Genomic DNA, 17,893 nt, shown 5'->3' on the forward strand with positions numbered 1-17,893 from the left:
GGATGTCGGAGCCGTGTGTTTCAATGGCGGACCGCTGCATCGATCTTCATAAGCGGCGGTGGACCAGCACGGATCTCACGGGGAGATGTTTGTGAAGCGCAGAGAAGTTTTCCTGGCCGCGGCCGCGGTTGTAGGCGGCGCTCTGGTGGCGCCGTCGCCGGCTCGCGCGGCGGCGTCGCGGGCTCGGCTGGCCGCGGATCTGGCGGCGGCGCCCAACCTGGTGGCCGATCAGGCGGCGGCGGCCCGCGATCTCGTTCGCTGGCTGTCGGTCCGCGACCCGCGGGCGTCGGTCCGGTCGGCGGCGGAGACGGCGCTGAACGGTGACGCCGCGGAGTTCATCAGGTCGGGGCACCCGATGGCGGTGAACGAGGCGGACCGGGACCGCCTCCGGCAGCTCGACTATGCGAATGCGACGGCGGCCGCGCATCCGGCGCCGACCCACCCGTGGGTCAACTCGGTGGCCCGGCGCGCGGCAAACGGCTCCGATGCGGAGCTGGCGGCGTTCGCCAAGGCCGGATTCGCGGCGGAGTTGGCAAAAGACCAGGCCAATATCCCGTACGACGACGGAGCGGCGTACGTGACGCCGGACGACCATGACTACGTGTGGGGCCTGAGCCGGTACGGCACGGGCACCGTGCTGGAGCGGGCCGCCGAGGTGCAGACGGACGCCGACGTGGCCGAGTTCCTGCGCCACGGCTGGATCAGCGCCGCCACGATCGATGTGGAGGCGCACCGCGCGCAGTACGTCGTCGACGAGTGGATCCGGTGGCAGGACGCGCGGCAGGTGGTCCGGACGGCGGTCAGCATCGACGAGGCGGCCCGGGAGGGCCTCACCAGCCCGCTCGTCGCGGTGCAGGCGTGGAACGAGGTGAGCACGCGCTTCGCCCGGCAGCCGTCGGGTTGGACGCAGCGGGAGCGGTACGCGCACGCCCAGCTCGACGAGTGGTTGCGGAACCTGGCGACGGCCGGTTCGATGGCCGGCCCGCACTGGGCCGCGTTCGCCGCCAAGGGCACCGTCGTCCGGTCGCTGTGGGTGACCGAGATCAACGCCGCCATCGAGCAGACCGCCTGGTGGACCACCCTGATCCGGTACGCCCAGGACACCGCGGCCGGTTGGCTCCGGCCCACCGGCTGAGCAACGTCCGTCCGGCTCCTCTTCGCGCAGAAGGCCAGCGCGGGCTGAGGGAACGTCAGGGCTGGAAGTAGCGGCTGAACTTGTTCTTCATCAGCGTCCAGCGGTCCGGCACGTGCAGGCTGTTGTCCACACAGGCGAACTCCTCGGCGAAGATCTCCTCGAGGAGGCGGGTGACGGAGCCGCGGCGGGCGTAATTGCTCTCCACGATCCACGGGGCCACCCGGTGGATGGCGTCGCGGGCGATCGACAGGGGCAGCGGGTTGCGGGTGCGCGCCTCGCGGATCAGCTGCTTGCGGATCGCCTCGACGTCCTCCACGGGGATGACCGGCGGGGGCGGGGGCGGCTGTTTCGGAGTGGCCTGCTTCGGCGGAGACTTCGGTGGCTGGGGCGCTGCGGGCTTGGTGGGAGGCGCCAGCAGTGCGCGGCCGTTCGGCGTGTCCATCTGCGGGAAGTCCCTGAGATGGAGCTCGAGGAAACCGGTCAGGCGGGCGGCGCCGCCCCAGTCAGCGTCCTTGATCCAGGGCACCGTACGCAGCGCGATGTCGCCCGCCTTGGAGAAGGTCAGCGGGCCGTTCTTCAGCTCCTTCAGGAACTCTCGGCGGATCTTCGCCACGTCCGCCGCGGTCAGCGTGGGCTTGCCCGGCGGGGCCGCGGCAGGCTTGCCGGTGCTCGTGTCGGGGGCGCGCAGCGTGCCGCCGGCCGCCGGGTCGAAGCGGAAGTTACCCAGGTAGCGGGTCACGAAGGCGGCAAACCCGCCGCCCTCCGACCAGCCGCTGCCGGTGAGCCGGGGCAAGGCCTGGTGCACGGTGAGGACCAGCGCCTTCTTGGTGAGCCGGTCCCGCTGGAGGGTGGCCTGCAGCACGGCCAGGCGCAGCTTCTGCACCTCCGCGGCGGTCAGCACCGGCATGCCGCCGGCCTCGGCGGCCGGTGCGGCCTGCACAGGCACCTTGACGGCCTGCTTGACCGGCGCCGCCTTGACGGGCGCGGCCTTGGCCGGGGCCGTTTTGGCCGACGCCGCTTTGGCCGGTGCGTCCTTGACGGGTGCGGCATTGACGGGTGCGGCCTTGGCTGGTGCGGCATTGACGGGTGCGGCCTTGGCTGGTGCGGCATTGACGGGTGCGGCCTTGGCTGGTGCGTCCTTGACGGGTGCGGCCTTGACGGGTGCGGCATTGACGGATGCGGCCTTGGCTGGTGCCGTTTTGGCCGGGGCCGTTTTGGCCGGGGCCGGCTGCTTGGTAGGCGCGGGCATCGGCGCCGGCTGCGGCGCGGGTGCCGGGGCCGGCTGCTTGGCGGGCGCGTGCTGCTTCGGTACCGGGGGCAGGAAGGCGTCGCGCCACGCTCGCGCCATCGCCGCCACGCCAGGGTGCCGCCGGTCCGCGCGACGGGCCAGCGCCACCCGGAAGAACTCGGTCATCCGGTCGCGCACCGCCGCGTCGAGGAGGGCCGACTCCACGGTGACCTCGGCCGCCGTCACCCGCGGGTCGCTGCCGTCGCCCCAGCGCGGTTTCACCCCGGTGGCGATCTCGTACAGCGTGACCGCCGCCGCGAACCGCTCGGCGTGGTCGTCGAAGACCGGCCGGTCCGGCGGGCCCAGGAACGGGTCGAGATACGGCGTGGTGCCCGAGACGGTGTCCCGGTCGGCCACCCGGGCCAGCGAGAAGTCGTACAGGACCAGGTGTGGCTTGCCGTCGGCGTCGTGTTTGCGTACGCCTAAATTCTCGGGCTTGATGTCGCGGTGCCGGACCCCGGTCTGCTCCAGGTGCGCGACGATGCCGAGCAGGTCGTCGCCGAACCGGCGCACCTGGTCGACGTGCAGGCGGTCCTGGCGGAGGCGCTCGAGCAGGGTCTCCTCGCCGCAGTACTCCAGGATCAGGGTGCGGCGGCCACCGACGTACGGCGGACCTGGTCTGGTCTTGACGATGCGTTCGTCGTCGATCCGGACCAGCGCCCGCTCCTCGGCCTCCAGCAGCGACGCCTTCTCGTGGTCGAGCGCCACCTTGAGCACCACCGGCTCGGCACTCGGCTCGTCGATACGGCTGACCAGCAGCGCCTGCGCGGTGGTGCCCTTGCCGAGCCGCCGCTCGACCCGGAAGAGGCCGTCGAGTTCGGCGCCGCGGTCGCAGTCCAGCGGGTCGACGTGGGCCGGGCCGCTCGGGTCGAGCAACCGCTCCGCCTCGGCGAGACGGTCGAGGAACTGGGCGACGTCGCGCAGCCGGCTGCCGACCTCGCCCCGGGTGGCCTCCAGTACGAGGCTGCGCAACGCGGCGCCGCCGGGGCCGGGCAGATCGCCGATGTCGAGGCCGCCGGCCGCGGCCAGTTCGGCACGCAACTCCTCGTGCGAGGCCGCGGGCGGGCGACCCGTGATGATCCGGAAGGCGAGCGCGCCGAGCGAGAACACGTCGGCGGCCGGCCCGCTGGACATCGGGTTGGTCGCCTCGGGCGCGTGGTAGGCGGCGTCCGGGGCGGCGATCAGGTGGTCGACGTGCTGGGTGCCGGCCAGCAGCGAGGGCGTGCCGACCGCGGTCATCGACTCCCGGCCACCGGTCTGCCAACCGGTGATCACCGCCTGCGGGCGGGCCGGGCGCCGGACGAACACCGAGGACGGCGAGAGGGCGCGATGAAATAGACCATGGGAGTGCGCCGTTCGCAACGCCTGGCCCAACTGGCCGACCAGGCGCAGCCGGTGCGACAGGTCGAGGTCGGCTCCGCGTTCGACCAGGTGCGCCTCGAGCTGCTCCTGATCGTCGTGATGGTCGTAGACGAGCGCGGTGTCCGGGGCCTGCTCGACGCTGACCAGCGGTTTCGCGATGCCCGGGTGGGCGATGCCCTCCATCAGGTGGATCTCCCGGCGCGCGGCCCGGGAGATGGTCTCGCGTTCCTCGGCGGAGGCGCCGCGGCTGGCCCGGAACACCCGGACCCGCCGGCGCAGCTTCGCCGACATGTGGTCGTGCCCGACGTAGTCCTGCCAGCCGGGGCCTTCCGCGTACGGTTCCAGGTCGTCGAGCCGCACCGGGCCGACGTCGAGCTGACGTGGCTCGAATCCCATCCGGTCGATGAGACCGGCGAGCCAGTCGGAGATCCGCTGGTCGATCTGGTGCCGCGGGTTGCCCGGCGGCCTCGACAACAGGCCGCTGACGATGCCGGGCAGCCCGCTCTTCGGGTCGTCCTCGCGGCCGTAGACGTTGATGCGCCCGCCCGGGTCCAGCCGGTTGATCATCCCCGGGTGGTGCAGGAAGACCGCGGCCTGCACGAACGGTACGTCCCGGCTGTGCCGCCCGGCCGCCTTCTCGAGGCGGGCCTTGAACAGGGGCGCCTTCCGGTTGGCCGCGACGAACGGGTGCGGCAGCGGCCGGGCCATGTGGGCGAGGCGCCAGACGTCCAGACCGCCGCTGACGTCCTCGTAGCCTTTCAGTTCGACCAGGTAGAGGCCGGCCGGACAGAGCACGATCGCGTCCACCTCGTGGCAACCGCCGAGCTTGGAGCGGAAGGTCACGTTCGACCACACGTGGTAGGGCGGTGCGTCGGGCAGATGGGCGCGGAGATGCTCCAACCCCTCGGCCTCGGAGCCGCTCACGGCCGCCGCCACTTCTCGCCATCGTCTGCTAGCCGCGTCCACGCTCCAGCCTTCGTGCGCCCAGTGCTGCCCCGAACCGGCCGGAAGTTTATCCAAAACCCGGCCCGGTGGGCAGTCACTCAGCCGTTCGGGATCGTTACCGCAGGTCGGCTCAGCGGGTGGCGGGCGCCTCGGCGAAGGTGCTGCCGAGCGGGGTCAGCGCGCCCGTGGAGACCAGGGCGTTGTGGGTGTTCCACGGGTACCAGGCATAGCGCTCGACCCGCGGGTGCCGGGCGAAGACGCGCAGCGCGCCCTGGTAGAAGGCGTTGACCGTGGCGACGTCGGTGTTGCTGGCGTGCATGCAGCCGAACTCGGTGACCCAGATCGGGCGGTTGCCGGGCAGGCTCTCCAGCCAGGTGAGCTGGTTTTCCAAGCCCGTCGCGTTGGCGTCGCAGGTGCCGGCGTTCCACCCGTACCAGTGCATGGTCAGGAAGTCGACGCGAAGCTGGCGGGCCTCCACCTGGGCCATGAAATCGGTCAGCCAGGTGCGGCCGCCGGCATCGCCGGCCGTGGCCGGGCCGCCGATGCGGACCGCGGGGTTCGCGGTCAGCGTGGGCCACAGCGACACGGCGAGGTCGACCGACATGTTGGCCTGGTCGGTGTGGTCCGGCTCGTTGAAGCCCAGCAGCGTCCGGTAGCCGGCGTTGACCGCCTGGTCGCGCTGCCAGGCGATGTCACCGGCGCCGTGCTTGTCCTTGCCCGAGACCATCGGCACGAACTCGCCGGCGGTGCATCCACCCGGGTTGATGTACCAGTTGTACCACCAGCCCACTTTCAGGGTGCCGAGGTCGGTGCAGGCCGAGTTGGCGACGCCCTTGTAGGGCTCGGCGGCCGCGGAGGCATCGGGCGCCGCCCGAACGGCGAAGACCGCGGCTGCGACGGCGACGGCCACCGCGGTCACCAGGCGAATGGAGTTCACGAACGGGCAGCATATAGATGCTCATCGAACTAAGCAACCGGGCAATTCGTTTTCAAAAGGCGGGTGGGCTGGGCGAATATGCGGATCGCTTTTGCTGATGGCCTAATCGACTGGTCGTCGCACAGCCGTCCGGTCGACCACTATTGTGGGACTGTGCGAAAGAACCGTAGCGGGTTAGGTTCTTTCTGCCCGGCAAGCACGGGGGCGTTACCGGAAACCAGGTGCTCCCGTCAGCTGCCAGTTTATTCAATGTACGCGGCGTCTGCCAAAGACGGATCGCGCACCACATCGAGAGGTACCCGCGTTGCAGACCAAGAAGAAGACCGCTGCCGTTGCCGTTGCCGCCGCTGTCGGCTCCATCGCCGTCGGTGGCGCTGCCTGGGCGTGGATCGCGGCCCAGGGCAGCGGTTCCGCTTCGGCCACCGCAACCGCAACCGCCGGCACGGTGGCCCTCACCGGGACCGCGAGCATCACCGACTTGGACACCCCGTCGGCCGTCCAGATCGACGGCACGGCCACCCAGAAGAACCGGCACATCAGCAGCGTGACGGTCGCAATCAACCCGGACGCGGATCTGCCGGAGGGCTGCGAGGCGAGCTGGTTCGAGGTGCGTCAGGGCAACAGCGGTGACTTCGGCCCAACGGTCACCGTGACGGCGCCGTTCACCTTCGCGGTCGCCAACCAGGAGTACGAGAACATCGTTCCGAACGTCTTCGTGCAGCTGAAGAACGCCGACGCCGACCAGGGCGCCTGCGTCGACGACGCTGAGCTCAACGAGCTCCTCACCCTGACCGCTTCCTAGGGTTCCGCCGTGCGGGGGCCAGCCACCTGGCGCCGGCCCCCGCGCGATGCATGAGGAGGATCTCCAAATGTTCAAGGCTCGCAGACCCGCCATCGTCCTGGCCGCCGTCGTCGGTGTCCTGGCCCTGGCGGCATCCGCTTACGCGTGGATCAGACCCGATTCCGCCACCGGCAACGGTGCGGTGTCGACCGGTGGACCGATCCAGGCGGTCGAGATCGCCGGTCCCAGCCCCATCGTTCTCACGCTGGACCAGCCGGTCGACCTGTCCGGCGAGATCATCAACGAGAATTCGTACAAGATCTCGATTGCCAGAATCAAAGTGACGATCACCGGCATCCGGCCGACCAGTCCGGCCTGCAGCATTGCGCCGGGTGTGAATTTCTTTCTCACCGACGCGGTGCCGAGCTCCGGGCAATTCTTCACGGCCGAGGGCAGCCCGATGCCGGGAGTCGCCGGAATCGGCGACTGGCAGGGCGGAAAGATCGAATTCCGGAGCAGCCCCGACTTCGACCAGACCGCCTGCCTGAACAAGACGATCAGCGTGCGGTACACCGCCGTGGCGTCGTGAATTGACGAGAGGTAGCTGATGACACGCGTTCCGAGAAAGGCGCGGCGGGCCGGTTGGATCGTCGTCCTCGCGGCCGCGAGCGTGGTCGCGACGGCCGCCGGGCCGACCGCCTTCGCGTATCTGTCCCCGGGCAATTCCATCGGGCGGAGCGTGGTCACCGTCTCCGGAGACGTCGAATCGTCGGAGTCGCACTCGCCGCCGGCGCCGTCCGGGTCCACGCCGCCGCCCTCGGGGTCACCGGTCACCTCGCCCTCGTCCCGGTCGCCGCGCCAACCTTCGCCGCCGCCGGTGTCCGGATCCACCGGTCGTCCGGAATCCGAACAGCCCTCGCCGCACGAGCGAACTCCGGACCAGCCGCAGGCGAGCGAGCCGGAGCCGACACCGCCGCCGCTTCCGCCATCGCCGCAGCCCACACCCACCGCTCCCGAAGTGCACGAGTCGCCGGCGGAGGACGCTCCCCTCGACTGACGGCGGTGGCGTCCCGGTCGTTTGGCGTCGGCCGCGGGCGGCAAATACCCCTTGATGAGGCGTGGAATCCGGGCGGCCGCGGCGGCCGCCATCTCGGCGGTCGCGGCTGTTGCCGTACGTGATCTCTTTCAGCGCGACCATGCGCTGCTGCGCAACTTCCCGCTGATCGGGCACGGCCGGTACCTGATCGAGGCCATCGGGCCGGAGTTGCGGCAGTACGTGGTGGCGGGCAACAACGAGGAACGGCCGTTCACCCGTGATCAGCGGCGCTGGGTCTACGCGTCGGCGAAAAAGGCCAACAACTACTTCGGGTTCGGTACGGACAACGACCTCGAGTACACCGCCGGGTATCCGATCATCAAGCACCGCACGTTCGGTCGTGCGGTGCCCCGGTCGGCGCCGGCCGCCGGGCAGGAGGACGACCTGCCGTGCGCCAAGGTGCTGGGGGCGGCCCGCGGCCGGGCCCGGGCGTTCCGGCCGAACTCGGTCGTCAACATCTCCGGGATGAGCTTCGGGTCGCTGTCCGGGCGGGCCGTCGAGGCGCTGAACCGGGGTGCGGCGATCGCCGGCTGCCTGCACAACACCGGCGAGGGTGGACTGTCGCCGCATCACCGCAACGGCGGTGACCTGGTGTTCCAAATCGGCACCGCCTACTTCGGGTGTCGGGACGAGCGCGGCCGGTTCGACCTGCGCCGGCTCAAGGACCTGGTGGCCGCAGCGCCGGTGCGGGCCCTGGAGATCAAACTGAGCCAGGGCGCGAAGCCGAGCCTCGGTGGGCTGCTGCCGGCGGCGAAGGTGTCCGCGGAGATCGCCGCGACCCGGGGCATCCGGCAGGGGGTCGACTGCGTGAGCCCGTCGCGGCACGCCGAGTTCTCCGACACCGACAGCCTGCTCGACTGGGTGGAACTGCTGGCCGCCGAGACCGGACTGCCGGTCGGCATCAAGTCCGCGGTGGGCGACCTGGAGTTCTGGGACGAACTGAGCTCGTTGACGGCGTCCACCGGCCGCGGGGTCGACTTCGTGACCGTGGACGGCGGCGAGGGCGGCACCGGCGCCGCTCCGCTGATCTTCACCGACACCGTGTCGCTGCCGTTCCAGGTGGGGTTCGCGCGGGTCTACAAGATCTTTGCCGAGCGCGGGCTGCACGAGAACGTGGTCTTCGTCGGCGGCGGCAAACTCGGGCTGCCGGACAACGCCGTCGTGGCGTTCGCGCTGGGCTGCGACCTGGTGCACGTCGGCCGGGAGGCGATGCTGGCCATCGGCTGCATCCAGGCGCAGAAGTGCCACACCGACACCTGCCCGACCGGCGTGGCCACCCAGAACCCGTGGCTGACCCGCGGCCTGGACCCGGCGCTCAAGTCGGTCCGCGCCGCCAACTACATCAAGACGCTGCGACGCGACCTGATGAAGGTGGCCGAGGCCTGCGGCGTCGAGCACCCGGGGCTGATCGACACCGGGTCCGTGGAGATCCTCGACGGCCGGACCGCCGCTACCGGCCTGGACGAGGTTTACGGCTACCGGCCCGGCTGGGGCCTGCCGTCCCGCGCGGACCAGGTCGCGATCGCCGCACTGATGCGCGCCGAGCACCCGCAGGGTGGCAGCGCGCCGCCGTCGCCCTCGGCTGTCGGATAGGCCACTTGTTATAGTAGAATGCAAACATGTTGTTCCGCGTTGACGTGGCGGCCACCCAGCCGCTGGCCGATCAGATCGCCGCCCAGGTGCGTGGCGGCATCGTGCGCGGCGAGCTCGCGCCCGGCGAGCGGCTGCCGGCCGCCCGGGAACTGGCCGACGTGCTCGACGTCAACCTGCACACCGTGCTGCGGGCCTACGCGAAGTTGCGCGACGAGGACCTGATCGAGCTCCGGCGCGGCCGGGGCGCGGTGGTTCGCGGTGACGCCGACGCGGCCCGGCTGCGGTTGGTCGAGCTGGCCCGGCAATTCGTCGGTGAGGCCCGGCGGCAGGGTCTGGGGGACGCGGAGATGCTCGCGATAATGAGGGAGGCGCAGCCGTGCGGGGAGTGAGGACAGCAGCGGTACTGATCTGGCTGCCGGTGGTGGTCATCGTGGCGACCTGGGCGGCCTGGTCCGACCGGTTGCCGGAGCGGATGGGCACACACTGGAACGGTTTCGGCGCGCCCGACCGGTACAGCTCGGCCACCTGGTTCGGGGTGACGCTCCTGGTGATCGCCGTCGCCGCGGGCGTGGCCGGCGTGTTTGTCGCGGGGCGCTCCCGCCTGCTGACCGGAGTGGCCGGTGCCGTCACCGGCGGGACAGCCGGCATCTGGCTGTCGACCGCCGAGGCCGCCCTGTCCGACGGCCGGCTCGGCTGGCGCTTCGTCTACTTCGTCGCCGGCCTGGGCTGGGGCGCCCTCGTCGCCGCGGTGGCCGGACCGTCCGCCAGCCCGGTCCGGCCGGCGCCGCAGGGCGTCGATCCGCTCGACCTGGCACCCACCGAGCGGGCTGCGTTCAGCACCACCCTGCGCGCCCCGCTGATCATGGCGGTCACGCTGGTCGCGGCGCTGCCGATCGCGGTCTTCGCCGCCCTCGCCCAGCCCGTGTTGTGGCCGGTCCTGGCCGTGGTGCTGGCAGCCGGGCTGATGTTCGGCCGGATCCGGGTCACCGCCGACACCCGCGGCCTGCGCGTGGTGGCCGGCCTGATCGGGGTGCCGGTGAAGCGCATCCCGCTGTCCGACATCACCGGCGTCGAGGTCGCCGACATCAACCCGCTGGAGTGGGGCGGCTGGGGCTACCGGGTCATCCCCGGCCGCACCGCGCTGGTCCTGCGCGCCGGCCCCGGCCTGGTGCTCCACCTGCGCGGCGGCCGCCGGTTCGCGGTCACCATGGACGACCCGCGCACCCCGGCCGCACTGCTTACCGCCCTGCAGGCCCGAGCGACCGGCTGAGGTCGCACGGTGCGCTGATGCGAACTCAGCCGCGAGGCCGGCGGCGTGCGAACTTCACCAGCTTCCGGACGGTAGTCAAGATGACTCTTGCCTAGTAGGCGCAAGACGAGGTAGAGCTGGTAGAAGCACTGCGAAGGAGAGGCATGAACGACATCCTCGAGCAGACCGAGACCGGCCGCGAGATCGCCCGCAGAAACCGCGAAGAAGGTCGCGAAGAAGGTCGGGAAGAAGGTCGGGAAGAAGGTCACGTCGACTTGATGCGGGCCGCGCTCCAAGCCGCCTACGGCGACATCACCGACCTCGACGAGCTCGCCCGGCGGCTGGCCGACCGCGACCACAGCGGCAACATCGCCCGCATCGTCGCCGGCGCGACACTGGACGACCTGCGCGCCTGAGTTCTGCATTCACCGACCGCGGCGCCACTGGGCCGGCGTTATCTCGTGGCCGGCCCGGAACCTCTTGATGAAGTAGCTGACGTCCGGGTATCCGACCCGGCGGCTGATTGCGGCCACCGTCAGGTCGGTGCCGGTGAGCAGCCAGCGGGCCTCCTGCAGGCGGCGTTCGGTCAGCCACTGCTGCACCGTGCGGCCGGTCTTGCGGCGTACCACCGTGGTCAGGTGGCCCGCGGTCAGAGCCAGTTCGGCCGCCACGTCGGTCAGTGAGATCGGCTCGTGGTAGCGCCGTTCGATCACGTCGAAGACCGCGGCCAGCAGCGGCTCGTCGGCCGAGCGCAACTCGCCGGCCACGTCGGTGGACAGCCGGGACAGGGCCACCAGCAGCAGGGTCAGGTGGGCCAACGCCGCCTCCTGGTGGCCGTCGCGGCGGTTCCGCAACTCGGCGTCCAGCGCGGTGAACCGGGCCAGCCAGTCGTCGCGTTCGGCCGCCGGGATCTGCAGGCGCTGGGCGCGGTCGGCGCCGCGGGCGAACGGGAACAGCAACGGGTGCGAGCGCCAGGCCGCCTGGCCCCGGGCCACCTCGGCCGGGAAGAACACCACCCAGCCCTCGGTGACCGGCTGCGGCGCCGACACCACCTGACCGGGCGTGATGACGAACAGGTCACCCTCGGCGACCGGCCAGTCGCGCCCGTCGATCCGCACCGGCCGGCCGTCCGCGCGGTGGGCGTAGAACAGGACGAGGAAGTCGTGGGCGTGCGGCCGGCGCTCGGCCACCGAGTCGTGCGGCAGGTGCACGGCCACCACCGGCGCGGCTCCGGGGACTCGGTCGAAGCCGACCCTGGGCACCGAAGATTGTCGCATCAGGCCCACGGATCGGCCATTGCTCGGGTCACCACCGTGCATGACGCTGAGCGTACGGCCAAATTTTGTCTGATGAAGGAGTGCGCGAGATGACCGGGCACACCCACTACCTGCCCGCGATGGGCAAGCACTGGATGCTGTTCCTGTACGACCCGTTCACCCGTCTCCTCGGCGCCGGCAAGGTGCACGGCGAGCTGCTCGACCGGGCCGCCGTCCAGCCCGGCCACCGGGTGCTGGAGATCGGCTGCGGCACCGGAAATCTGCTGGTCGCGCTCGGGAAGCGGGGCGTGGCAGTGGACGCGGTGGGCATCGACCCGGACCCGGCCGCGCTGCGCCGGGCGCGCCGCAAGACCGGGAACGTGCGGTTCGAGCAGGCGTTCGCGGGGGAGTTGCCGCTGCCGGACGCGAGCGTGGACCGGGTGCTGTCCGCGTTCATGCTGCACCACCTCGACGCCACCGAGGAGGCGCGGGCCATGCGCGAGGTCCACCGGGTGCTGCGGCCGGGCGGCGAACTGCACGCCGTGGACCTGGCCGTCAACGACCCCGGCAAGCTGTTGGGGCTGATGCGCGACGCCGGCCTGACCGGTCCGGCCGAGAACGGTCGCGGCCGTCGCCCCGGTCCGCTCGGCAGCTATGTCTTCTACCGCGCCTCGCGCTGAGTCGCCGAGGCCACAAAGATCGGCAGGTAGACGAGCAGCCGGCCGGTCTCCGCGCGCCGGGTCTGCTCGCCGAGCCACCGTTCGGCCTCGACGCCGCCGATCGCGCCCCGTTCGACCGCGACCTCGGCGTGCTTGGCCAGCAGCGGCAGAAAACCGGCCTCGGTGAAGATCGCGGTGTGCACCTCCACCTCCGCTTCGCGAAAACCCACAGTCAAAAGCAGATTGCGGTACGCGCGGGCAATGCGCGGATGGGGCATCCCGTCGGCCCGCGCGTGCACGATGCGGCGGGTCAGGTCGCCGAGATCGGAGTCGATGACGATCGTGTCCCAGTCCTGCCCGAGCAGCACGATCCGGCCGCCGGGAGCGAGCACGCGGCGGGCCTCGGCCAGCGCGGCGCCGGGATCGGGCAGCACGTGGAAGACCTTGTCGGCGCGGTAGCCGTGCGCCGCGCCGTCGCGCACCGGCAGATCCGTCGCGTCGGCAGCGCGTACATCTATGCCTGGAAATCTTTTCTCAGCGGCGGCCAGCATCACCGGATCCGGGTCCACGCCGATCGCGTGCGGACCGAGTTCGAATACCGCGCGGCCGGTCCCGCAGCCGACGTCGATCACGGTGCCGCCCTTCGGCAGGCGCAGCAGGTCATAACTGCGTGCCCGCAACGCCGTGGCGTCGGGCGTGGACTCGGCGGTGTCCAGGGCGCGGATCAGGGCTTCGGTGTCGAGCATGCACCCGACTATCTGACTTAAGGTCGACCTGAAGTCAAGGAGGGCGACGTGGAGTACTCCATCGGCGAGCTGGCCGCCCGCTTCGGCCTGGCCACGCACGTTTTGCGGCATTGGGAGGACATGGGGCTGCTTTCTCCCGCCCGGCGGGTGGCCGGCCGGCGGGTGTACGGTGCGGCGGACGTTCCCCGGGTGGCCGAGATCCTGCTGGCCAAGGACGCGGGTTTCAGCCTGGAGCAGGTACGCGAGCTGATCACCGCCCCGGACCGGAAGCGCCGCCGCCAGCTGATGCAGGACCATCTGACCCAGGTACGCGAGCGGATCGCCCGCCTGGAGCAGTCCGCGACGATGCTGGAGCACGGACTGCGCTGCCCCCACCCGGACTACCGCGAATGCCCCCGGTTCCAGGAGCTGGCCCTGTCCCAGCAGGCCTGACCCCGCCTGACTTGCCGAAAACGTTTTCGTGCGCGATCGTGGCTGGTGCCATCGAGATAAGTCGATGTCGCCGCGCGGGTGTTGACGCCGGGACGGCTGACGCGGGGTGGGGCCCGGAGTCGGCTCGAGGCACTTTCGGTGCCGGCCGCCCACACCATCACGGCCTCTTCCCCCCAAGGAGGCGAGATGCTTCATCGAGCACGCCGCACATCCCTCACCGCGGCCGCGCTGGTCGCGGCCGTTGCCGGCGCGGCAGCTGCCACCGCCACCGCCGCGGCCCAGGCGGCCGCGGCCGGCTGCAGCGTCACCTACACGGTTGGCTCGCAGTGGTCGGGTGGCTTCGGCGCCAACGTCACGGTGACCAACCTTGGCGACGCGCTCAGCGGCTGGACCGTGCGCTGGTCGTTCACCGCCGGCCAGACCGTGACGCAGGCCTGGAACGCGACCGCGACCCAGAGCGGCACCACGGTCACCGCGGTCAACGCCGCATGGAACGGCGGCCTGGCCACCAACGGCGCGGTGTCGTTCGGCTTCAACGGCTCGTGGAACAACGCGTCGAACCCGGCGCCGGCCAGCTTCACGCTCAACGGCGTGGCCTGCACCGGCACGGCGGCGCCGACCACTGGGCCGACCACCGGGCCGACCACTGGGCCGACCACTTCCCCCACCACCGCGCCCACCACCTCCCCGACGACGGCGCCGACCACGCAGCCGACCTCCGCGCCGCAGACTCCCCCCAACGGGACCGTCCGGGTCTACTGGCTCAAGCCCACCGATGTGGCGTTCGACCAGCGCTACGTCGACGGCATCGCGGGCGTGATGCGCGAGTCGCAGCGGTACTACCAGCAGGAGTTGGGCAAGACCTTCAAGCTCAACAACCCGGTCGTCGAGGTCGTCAACGGCGACCACCCCCGGTCCTGGTACGAGAACACCCCCAACGGCAACGAGTGCTACTGGTGGGTGGTCTTCAACATGCAGCAGGAACTGATGCGCAAGCTGGGCCTGCGTGCACCGGACAGCCGCTGGATCAACGTCGGCGAGATCAGCGCCGAGGCGTCCTGCTCGGGCGGCGGCGGTGGCGGCGGCTGGGTCATCCTCAGCGGCCACGACGCCGACGGCGCGGCCGGCATCGGCGGCAACATGAACCGCTGGTACGGCGGCATGGTGCACGAGCTGGGCCACGCCTTCGGCCTGCCGGACTCGAGTTCGACCGACGGCACCCCGATGTCCGCGTCGTTCTACAGCTACCCGAACACGCATTTCAGCCAGGCCCAGAAGAACAACATCCTGAACGGCCCGTACGGCAGTTTCCTGTCCTGAGAGAAACCCGGCTGGTGCGCATCCGCGCGCGCACCAGCCGGGTCAGCTCGGCGCCGGCGTTTCCGGTCGGCCGGGCCAGGACGTGGTGGTGGCCGGTCAGCGCCGGGATCATCGGGCTCCAGGAGCCACCTGAAGCCTCGGATCCGTGGATGAGGAGTAGCGGGCAACTGCCGCGAGCCCTCGCGCAGCATGTGCATTCCGTACTCGCTCATTCCGGATATTCCCAGCGCTGCCGGCCACCGGTCTTGGACGCGGGTCAGCGCGCGATGCGGGCGCTCCAGTGGTTGTTCGGGCTGTCCATCGCGAAGGTCAGTTTCGGGCACTGGAAGTTGCTGCCGGGCGGCGGCGGGTTCCCGTACGAGTACGAGTTGGCGGACGTCGCCAGTGCCCAGGTGCCGTTCAGCTTGACCTGGATGGAGCTCGCGTCGAACGACTGGCCGGCCATGTCGGTGCAGTAGTAGCCGGCGCCCGTGGACGGTTCCACGTCGCTGTAGATCTCGAACATGTTCCAGCCGAACCACGTCTCGCCCAGGTCGTATGTGCCGGAACTGGTGTAGAAGGTCTCGTACGCGTTCGTCTGGTAGTTGAACAGGTACGCGGTCCAGGCATTGGTGGCTGCGTCCGTCTTGCTCACTTCGAAGGTGTACGCGGGCAGCCCGTTCACCGTGGTCGTGTACTTCGACAGGAAGCTGCTGTTGATCGCGATGGCCTTGCCGACCCCCGCGTTGCCGCCGCACCAGTCCCAGGCCCAGACCAGCGGGCCGGACGGCGTGTAGGCGGTGGTGATCTCGATGCAGGCGCCACCCGGGCTCAGCGAGGTCGGCGAATAGATGTACTCGCCGCCGCGGGTGGTGGTGCCGGCGCCAGTCAGCACGCTGAGGGTGCCTCGGATGCCCTGGGCCTGCGGCTGGCTGAACGCGGTGCCCCACGCGGTGTGCAGGGTCTCAGCGGCCAGGCTGTTCCGGGCGGCCGCGACGCGCTGCTCGGTCAGCTCCCTGAAGCGGGTGGCTGCCCCGCCGGCCAGCTTGGCGGCGGCCTCCCCGGTCAGTCCGGGCACCTCGCCGCGGACGGGGGCGCCGGGTTGGCCGGGAGCCGGTGCGGCGGGGCGGAGGGCGGCCGGGGCGGCCGGTTGCTCGGCGGCCGAGGCGGCGCCCGCCGCCGCGACGATTGCGGTCAGCCCAACGCCGATGGTGGCCAGCTGTACCCAACGCCGTCCGGTGCGGAGATTCATGACATTCACTCCCTAACGGTTCCGTCCCAGCGGCCCGAAAACCTTTTCGGACCATAATATTGATGGACGTCACTGTCAATTGGGAAGAAATGCGATCATGCAATTTGCAACTAAGTGCGATCAAACGATTACTCTGTGAAACTGTGGCCCAGCGGGGGAGAGGAAGGATCCGCCGGCAGAGAGGGCCATCGTGAACCACGGCGAGCGACAACTGCAGGATCGGCTCGGCACGCGCGAGCGGGCCGACGCGTTCCATGCGCGACAGACCCTCGACCACCTGAACGACACCATGCAGGGCTTCATCGCGCGGCAGGAGATGATGTTCCTGGCCACCGCCGACGCGAGCGGCGACTGCGACAACACCTTCCGGGCCGGGCCGCCCGGATTCGTCCGGGTGCTCGACCACGAGCACCTCAGCTGGCCCGAGTACCGCGGCAACGGCGTCCTGGCCAGCCTCGGCAACATCACCGAGAACGCCCACGTCGGCCTGCTCTTCGTCGACTTCCAGGACGTCATCGGGCTGCACGTGAACGCCACCGCGGAAATCGTCGAGGACCCCGACCAGCAACCGGACGCGCCGCCCGGCCTGCGCGCCCGCCTGTGGGTCGTCGCGCGCGTGCAGGAGGCGTACATCCATTGCGCCAAGCACATCCCGCACCTGGTGAAAGTCGCCCGGCAGGGCGGTTCCAAGAAGAGCGAATACTTCATCCCCGGCGCGCCCGGAGTGGCGTCGCCGCAACCGGCGCACTGAGAAAAAGTTCAGGTCCGGACCGCAGCAATCCATCGTGAGACGGCCGTCTCAGCATCGTGAACAGGCTCGAACCGGTTTCTGGGCGCCGGGGTACTCGTCGGTACCAGTCGGCCGGTGGCCGATTTCCGAGCAGAGGCGGATGGGGATGCCGAGAAGACGAATCGGGTCGAGAAGGAGAAGCGCGGGACGGTCGCGGCGGTATCTGGCGATCGGGATCAGCGTGGCCGTGGTGGCGGTGGGCGCCGTCGTGATGCCAAGTGCGTTCGCGGGCACGCTGCCGGGTTTCGGGCCTCGGGCGGCGGGCGGCGGGTTCGCCGGCGGCGGTCTGGGTGGGCCTCGGGACGGCTCGTTCCTCGAGCGCCTCCGTGAGCGCCGGGCACAGAACGGCGCGGACGGCGGCGCGGGGCAGGGTAACGGTGCTGGGCAGGGCAACGGTGCTGGGCAGGGCAACGGTGCTGGGCAGGGCAACGGTGCTGGGCAGGGCGACGGCGGGGCGGGTCAGGGCAACGGCGGTGGACAGAATGCGGCCGGCTGCCCGGACGTGGAGCTCGTGTTCGCGCGCGGCACCGGTGAACCGCAAGGGCTCGGCATCGTGGGACGGCCCCTTGCCCAGGCGCTCGCCGATGAGCTGCCGGACCGGACCGTCGAGTCGTTCGCCGTGGTCTATGCGGCCGCGTCGAACCAGCGCAGCGCCGGCCCGGGGGCCACCAACATGAGCCAGCACATCCAGGAAGTGGCTCAGGATTGTCCGAACACGCAGTTTGTGATCGGTGGTTATTCGCAGGGCGCGAGCGTCACCGACATCGCGATCGGGATCGAGAACGCCGGCACGCCCGGCGCGGCGATTCCGGCCGAGTTGGAGTCGCGGGTTGCGGCCGTGGTCGTGTACGGCAATCCGCTCGGGCTGCGGCGGCAGACGATCGCCCAGGCCAACCCGGATTTCGCGGGCCGGGCCATCGAGTTCTGCAACAACGGCGACCCGGTCTGCGGAGGCGGGAACAACTTCGCGGCGCACCTCGCCTACGCCCGCAACGGCACCGTGCAGGACGGCGCCCAGTTCGCCGCCCAGCAACTAGGCGGCTGACCACCAGGCCAGAAGGCCGCCCACAGCC

The 17,893-nt window shown here is 70.7% G+C and carries 16 protein-coding genes and 2 pseudogenes; 12 read left to right on the forward strand and 6 right to left on the reverse strand.

Features of this window, described 5'->3' with window-relative positions; translation table 11 throughout:
• Positions 1-91: 91 nt before the first annotated feature.
• Together Ari01nite_RS35660 and Ari01nite_RS51465 are read left to right on the forward strand one after the other, a co-directional pair.
• Positions 92-1,135, forward strand: a complete 1,044-nt coding sequence (locus tag Ari01nite_RS35660) for a hypothetical protein (protein ID WP_203786672.1) — start codon at positions 92-94, stop codon at positions 1,133-1,135.
• A gap of 905 nt (positions 1,136-2,040) precedes the next feature.
• A pseudogene (locus Ari01nite_RS51465) lies at positions 2,041-2,259 on the forward strand (pentapeptide repeat-containing protein); the annotation flags it as partial.
• A 365-nt stretch (positions 2,260-2,624) separates the two neighbouring features.
• On the opposite strand, the pseudogene Ari01nite_RS51470 reads toward Ari01nite_RS51465, so the two are convergent.
• Positions 2,625-4,751, reverse strand: a pseudogene (locus Ari01nite_RS51470) (protein kinase domain-containing protein); the annotation flags it as partial.
• Between the two features lie 109 nt (positions 4,752-4,860).
• A complete protein-coding gene (locus tag Ari01nite_RS35670) occupies positions 4,861-5,667 on the reverse strand; it encodes a glycosyl hydrolase (RefSeq protein WP_203786674.1) in 807 nt (268 codons plus the stop codon).
• Positions 5,668-5,971: 304 nt separating this feature from the next.
• Between Ari01nite_RS35670 and Ari01nite_RS35675 the strand changes: the two genes are divergently transcribed.
• A complete protein-coding gene (locus Ari01nite_RS35675) occupies positions 5,972-6,469 on the forward strand; it encodes a hypothetical protein (protein WP_203786675.1) in 498 nt (165 codons plus the stop codon).
• Between the two features lie 138 nt (positions 6,470-6,607).
• On the opposite strand, the gene Ari01nite_RS35680 is transcribed toward Ari01nite_RS35675, so the two are convergent.
• Positions 6,608-7,339, reverse strand: coding sequence for a hypothetical protein (locus tag Ari01nite_RS35680; RefSeq protein ID WP_203786676.1), 732 nt, complete (start codon positions 7,337-7,339; stop codon positions 6,608-6,610).
• Positions 7,340-7,559: 220 nt separating this feature from the next.
• Between Ari01nite_RS35680 and Ari01nite_RS35685 the strand changes: the two genes are divergently transcribed.
• From Ari01nite_RS35685 to Ari01nite_RS35700, 4 genes are all read left to right on the forward strand, one after another.
• A complete protein-coding gene (locus tag Ari01nite_RS35685) occupies positions 7,560-9,137 on the forward strand; it encodes an FMN-binding glutamate synthase family protein (protein WP_203786677.1) in 1,578 nt (525 codons plus the stop codon).
• 26 nt (positions 9,138-9,163) lie between these two features.
• Positions 9,164-9,526 (forward strand): GntR family transcriptional regulator, encoded by a 363-nt coding sequence (locus Ari01nite_RS35690; protein WP_203786678.1) that lies wholly within the window; start codon positions 9,164-9,166, stop codon positions 9,524-9,526.
• On the forward strand, positions 9,514-10,407 hold the full coding sequence (locus tag Ari01nite_RS35695; RefSeq protein WP_203786679.1) for a DUF1648 domain-containing protein: 894 nt from the start codon (positions 9,514-9,516) through the stop codon (positions 10,405-10,407). The genes Ari01nite_RS35690 and Ari01nite_RS35695 overlap by 13 nt, the downstream gene beginning before the upstream one ends.
• A 143-nt stretch (positions 10,408-10,550) precedes the next feature.
• On the forward strand, positions 10,551-10,802 hold the full coding sequence (locus Ari01nite_RS35700) for a hypothetical protein (RefSeq protein WP_203786680.1): 252 nt from the start codon (positions 10,551-10,553) through the stop codon (positions 10,800-10,802).
• Between the two features lie 9 nt (positions 10,803-10,811).
• Here the strand turns inward: Ari01nite_RS35700 and Ari01nite_RS35705 are convergent, their stop codons facing one another.
• A complete protein-coding gene (locus Ari01nite_RS35705) occupies positions 10,812-11,648 on the reverse strand; it encodes a helix-turn-helix transcriptional regulator (protein ID WP_203786681.1) in 837 nt (278 codons plus the stop codon).
• Between the two features lie 104 nt (positions 11,649-11,752).
• Here Ari01nite_RS35705 and Ari01nite_RS35710 point away from each other — a divergent pair, with 104 nt between their 5' ends.
• Positions 11,753-12,322 carry a class I SAM-dependent methyltransferase gene (locus Ari01nite_RS35710; RefSeq protein ID WP_203786682.1) on the forward strand — a complete coding sequence of 190 codons (570 nt, stop codon included), beginning with the start codon at positions 11,753-11,755 and terminating at the stop codon, positions 12,320-12,322.
• On the opposite strand, the gene Ari01nite_RS35715 is transcribed toward Ari01nite_RS35710, so the two are convergent.
• Complete coding sequence (locus tag Ari01nite_RS35715) at positions 12,304-13,047, reverse strand: methyltransferase domain-containing protein (RefSeq protein ID WP_203786683.1); 744 nt, start codon at positions 13,045-13,047, stop codon at positions 12,304-12,306. The two genes, Ari01nite_RS35710 and Ari01nite_RS35715, sit on opposite strands and share 19 nt — an antisense overlap.
• Positions 13,048-13,095: 48 nt before the next feature.
• On the opposite strand from Ari01nite_RS35715, the gene Ari01nite_RS35720 reads away from it, so the two are divergent.
• Both Ari01nite_RS35720 and Ari01nite_RS35725 read left to right on the forward strand, forming a co-directional pair.
• On the forward strand, positions 13,096-13,479 hold the full coding sequence (locus Ari01nite_RS35720) for a MerR family transcriptional regulator (protein WP_203786684.1): 384 nt from the start codon (positions 13,096-13,098) through the stop codon (positions 13,477-13,479).
• A gap of 186 nt (positions 13,480-13,665) precedes the next feature.
• Positions 13,666-14,799, forward strand: coding sequence for a cellulose-binding domain-containing protein (locus Ari01nite_RS35725; RefSeq protein ID WP_203786685.1), 1,134 nt, complete (start codon positions 13,666-13,668; stop codon positions 14,797-14,799).
• 256 nt (positions 14,800-15,055) lie between these two features.
• Here Ari01nite_RS35725 and Ari01nite_RS35730 read toward each other — a convergent pair whose 3' ends face one another.
• Entirely contained in the window at positions 15,056-16,030 is a 975-nt protein-coding gene (locus Ari01nite_RS35730) for a hypothetical protein (RefSeq protein ID WP_203786686.1), read from the reverse strand.
• Between the two features lie 190 nt (positions 16,031-16,220).
• Between Ari01nite_RS35730 and Ari01nite_RS35735 the strand changes: the two genes are divergently transcribed.
• Positions 16,221-16,781, forward strand: coding sequence for a pyridoxamine 5'-phosphate oxidase family protein (locus tag Ari01nite_RS35735; RefSeq protein ID WP_203786687.1), 561 nt, complete (start codon positions 16,221-16,223; stop codon positions 16,779-16,781).
• A gap of 145 nt (positions 16,782-16,926) precedes the next feature.
• Positions 16,927-17,865 carry a cutinase family protein gene (locus Ari01nite_RS35740; protein WP_239163295.1) on the forward strand — a complete coding sequence of 313 codons (939 nt, stop codon included), beginning with the start codon at positions 16,927-16,929 and terminating at the stop codon, positions 17,863-17,865.
• Positions 17,866-17,893: the final 28 nt, after the last annotated feature.

Origin of the sequence: Paractinoplanes rishiriensis, from assembly GCF_016862375.1 — a bacterium.
GTDB lineage: Bacteria > Actinomycetota > Actinomycetes > Mycobacteriales > Micromonosporaceae > Actinoplanes > Actinoplanes rishiriensis.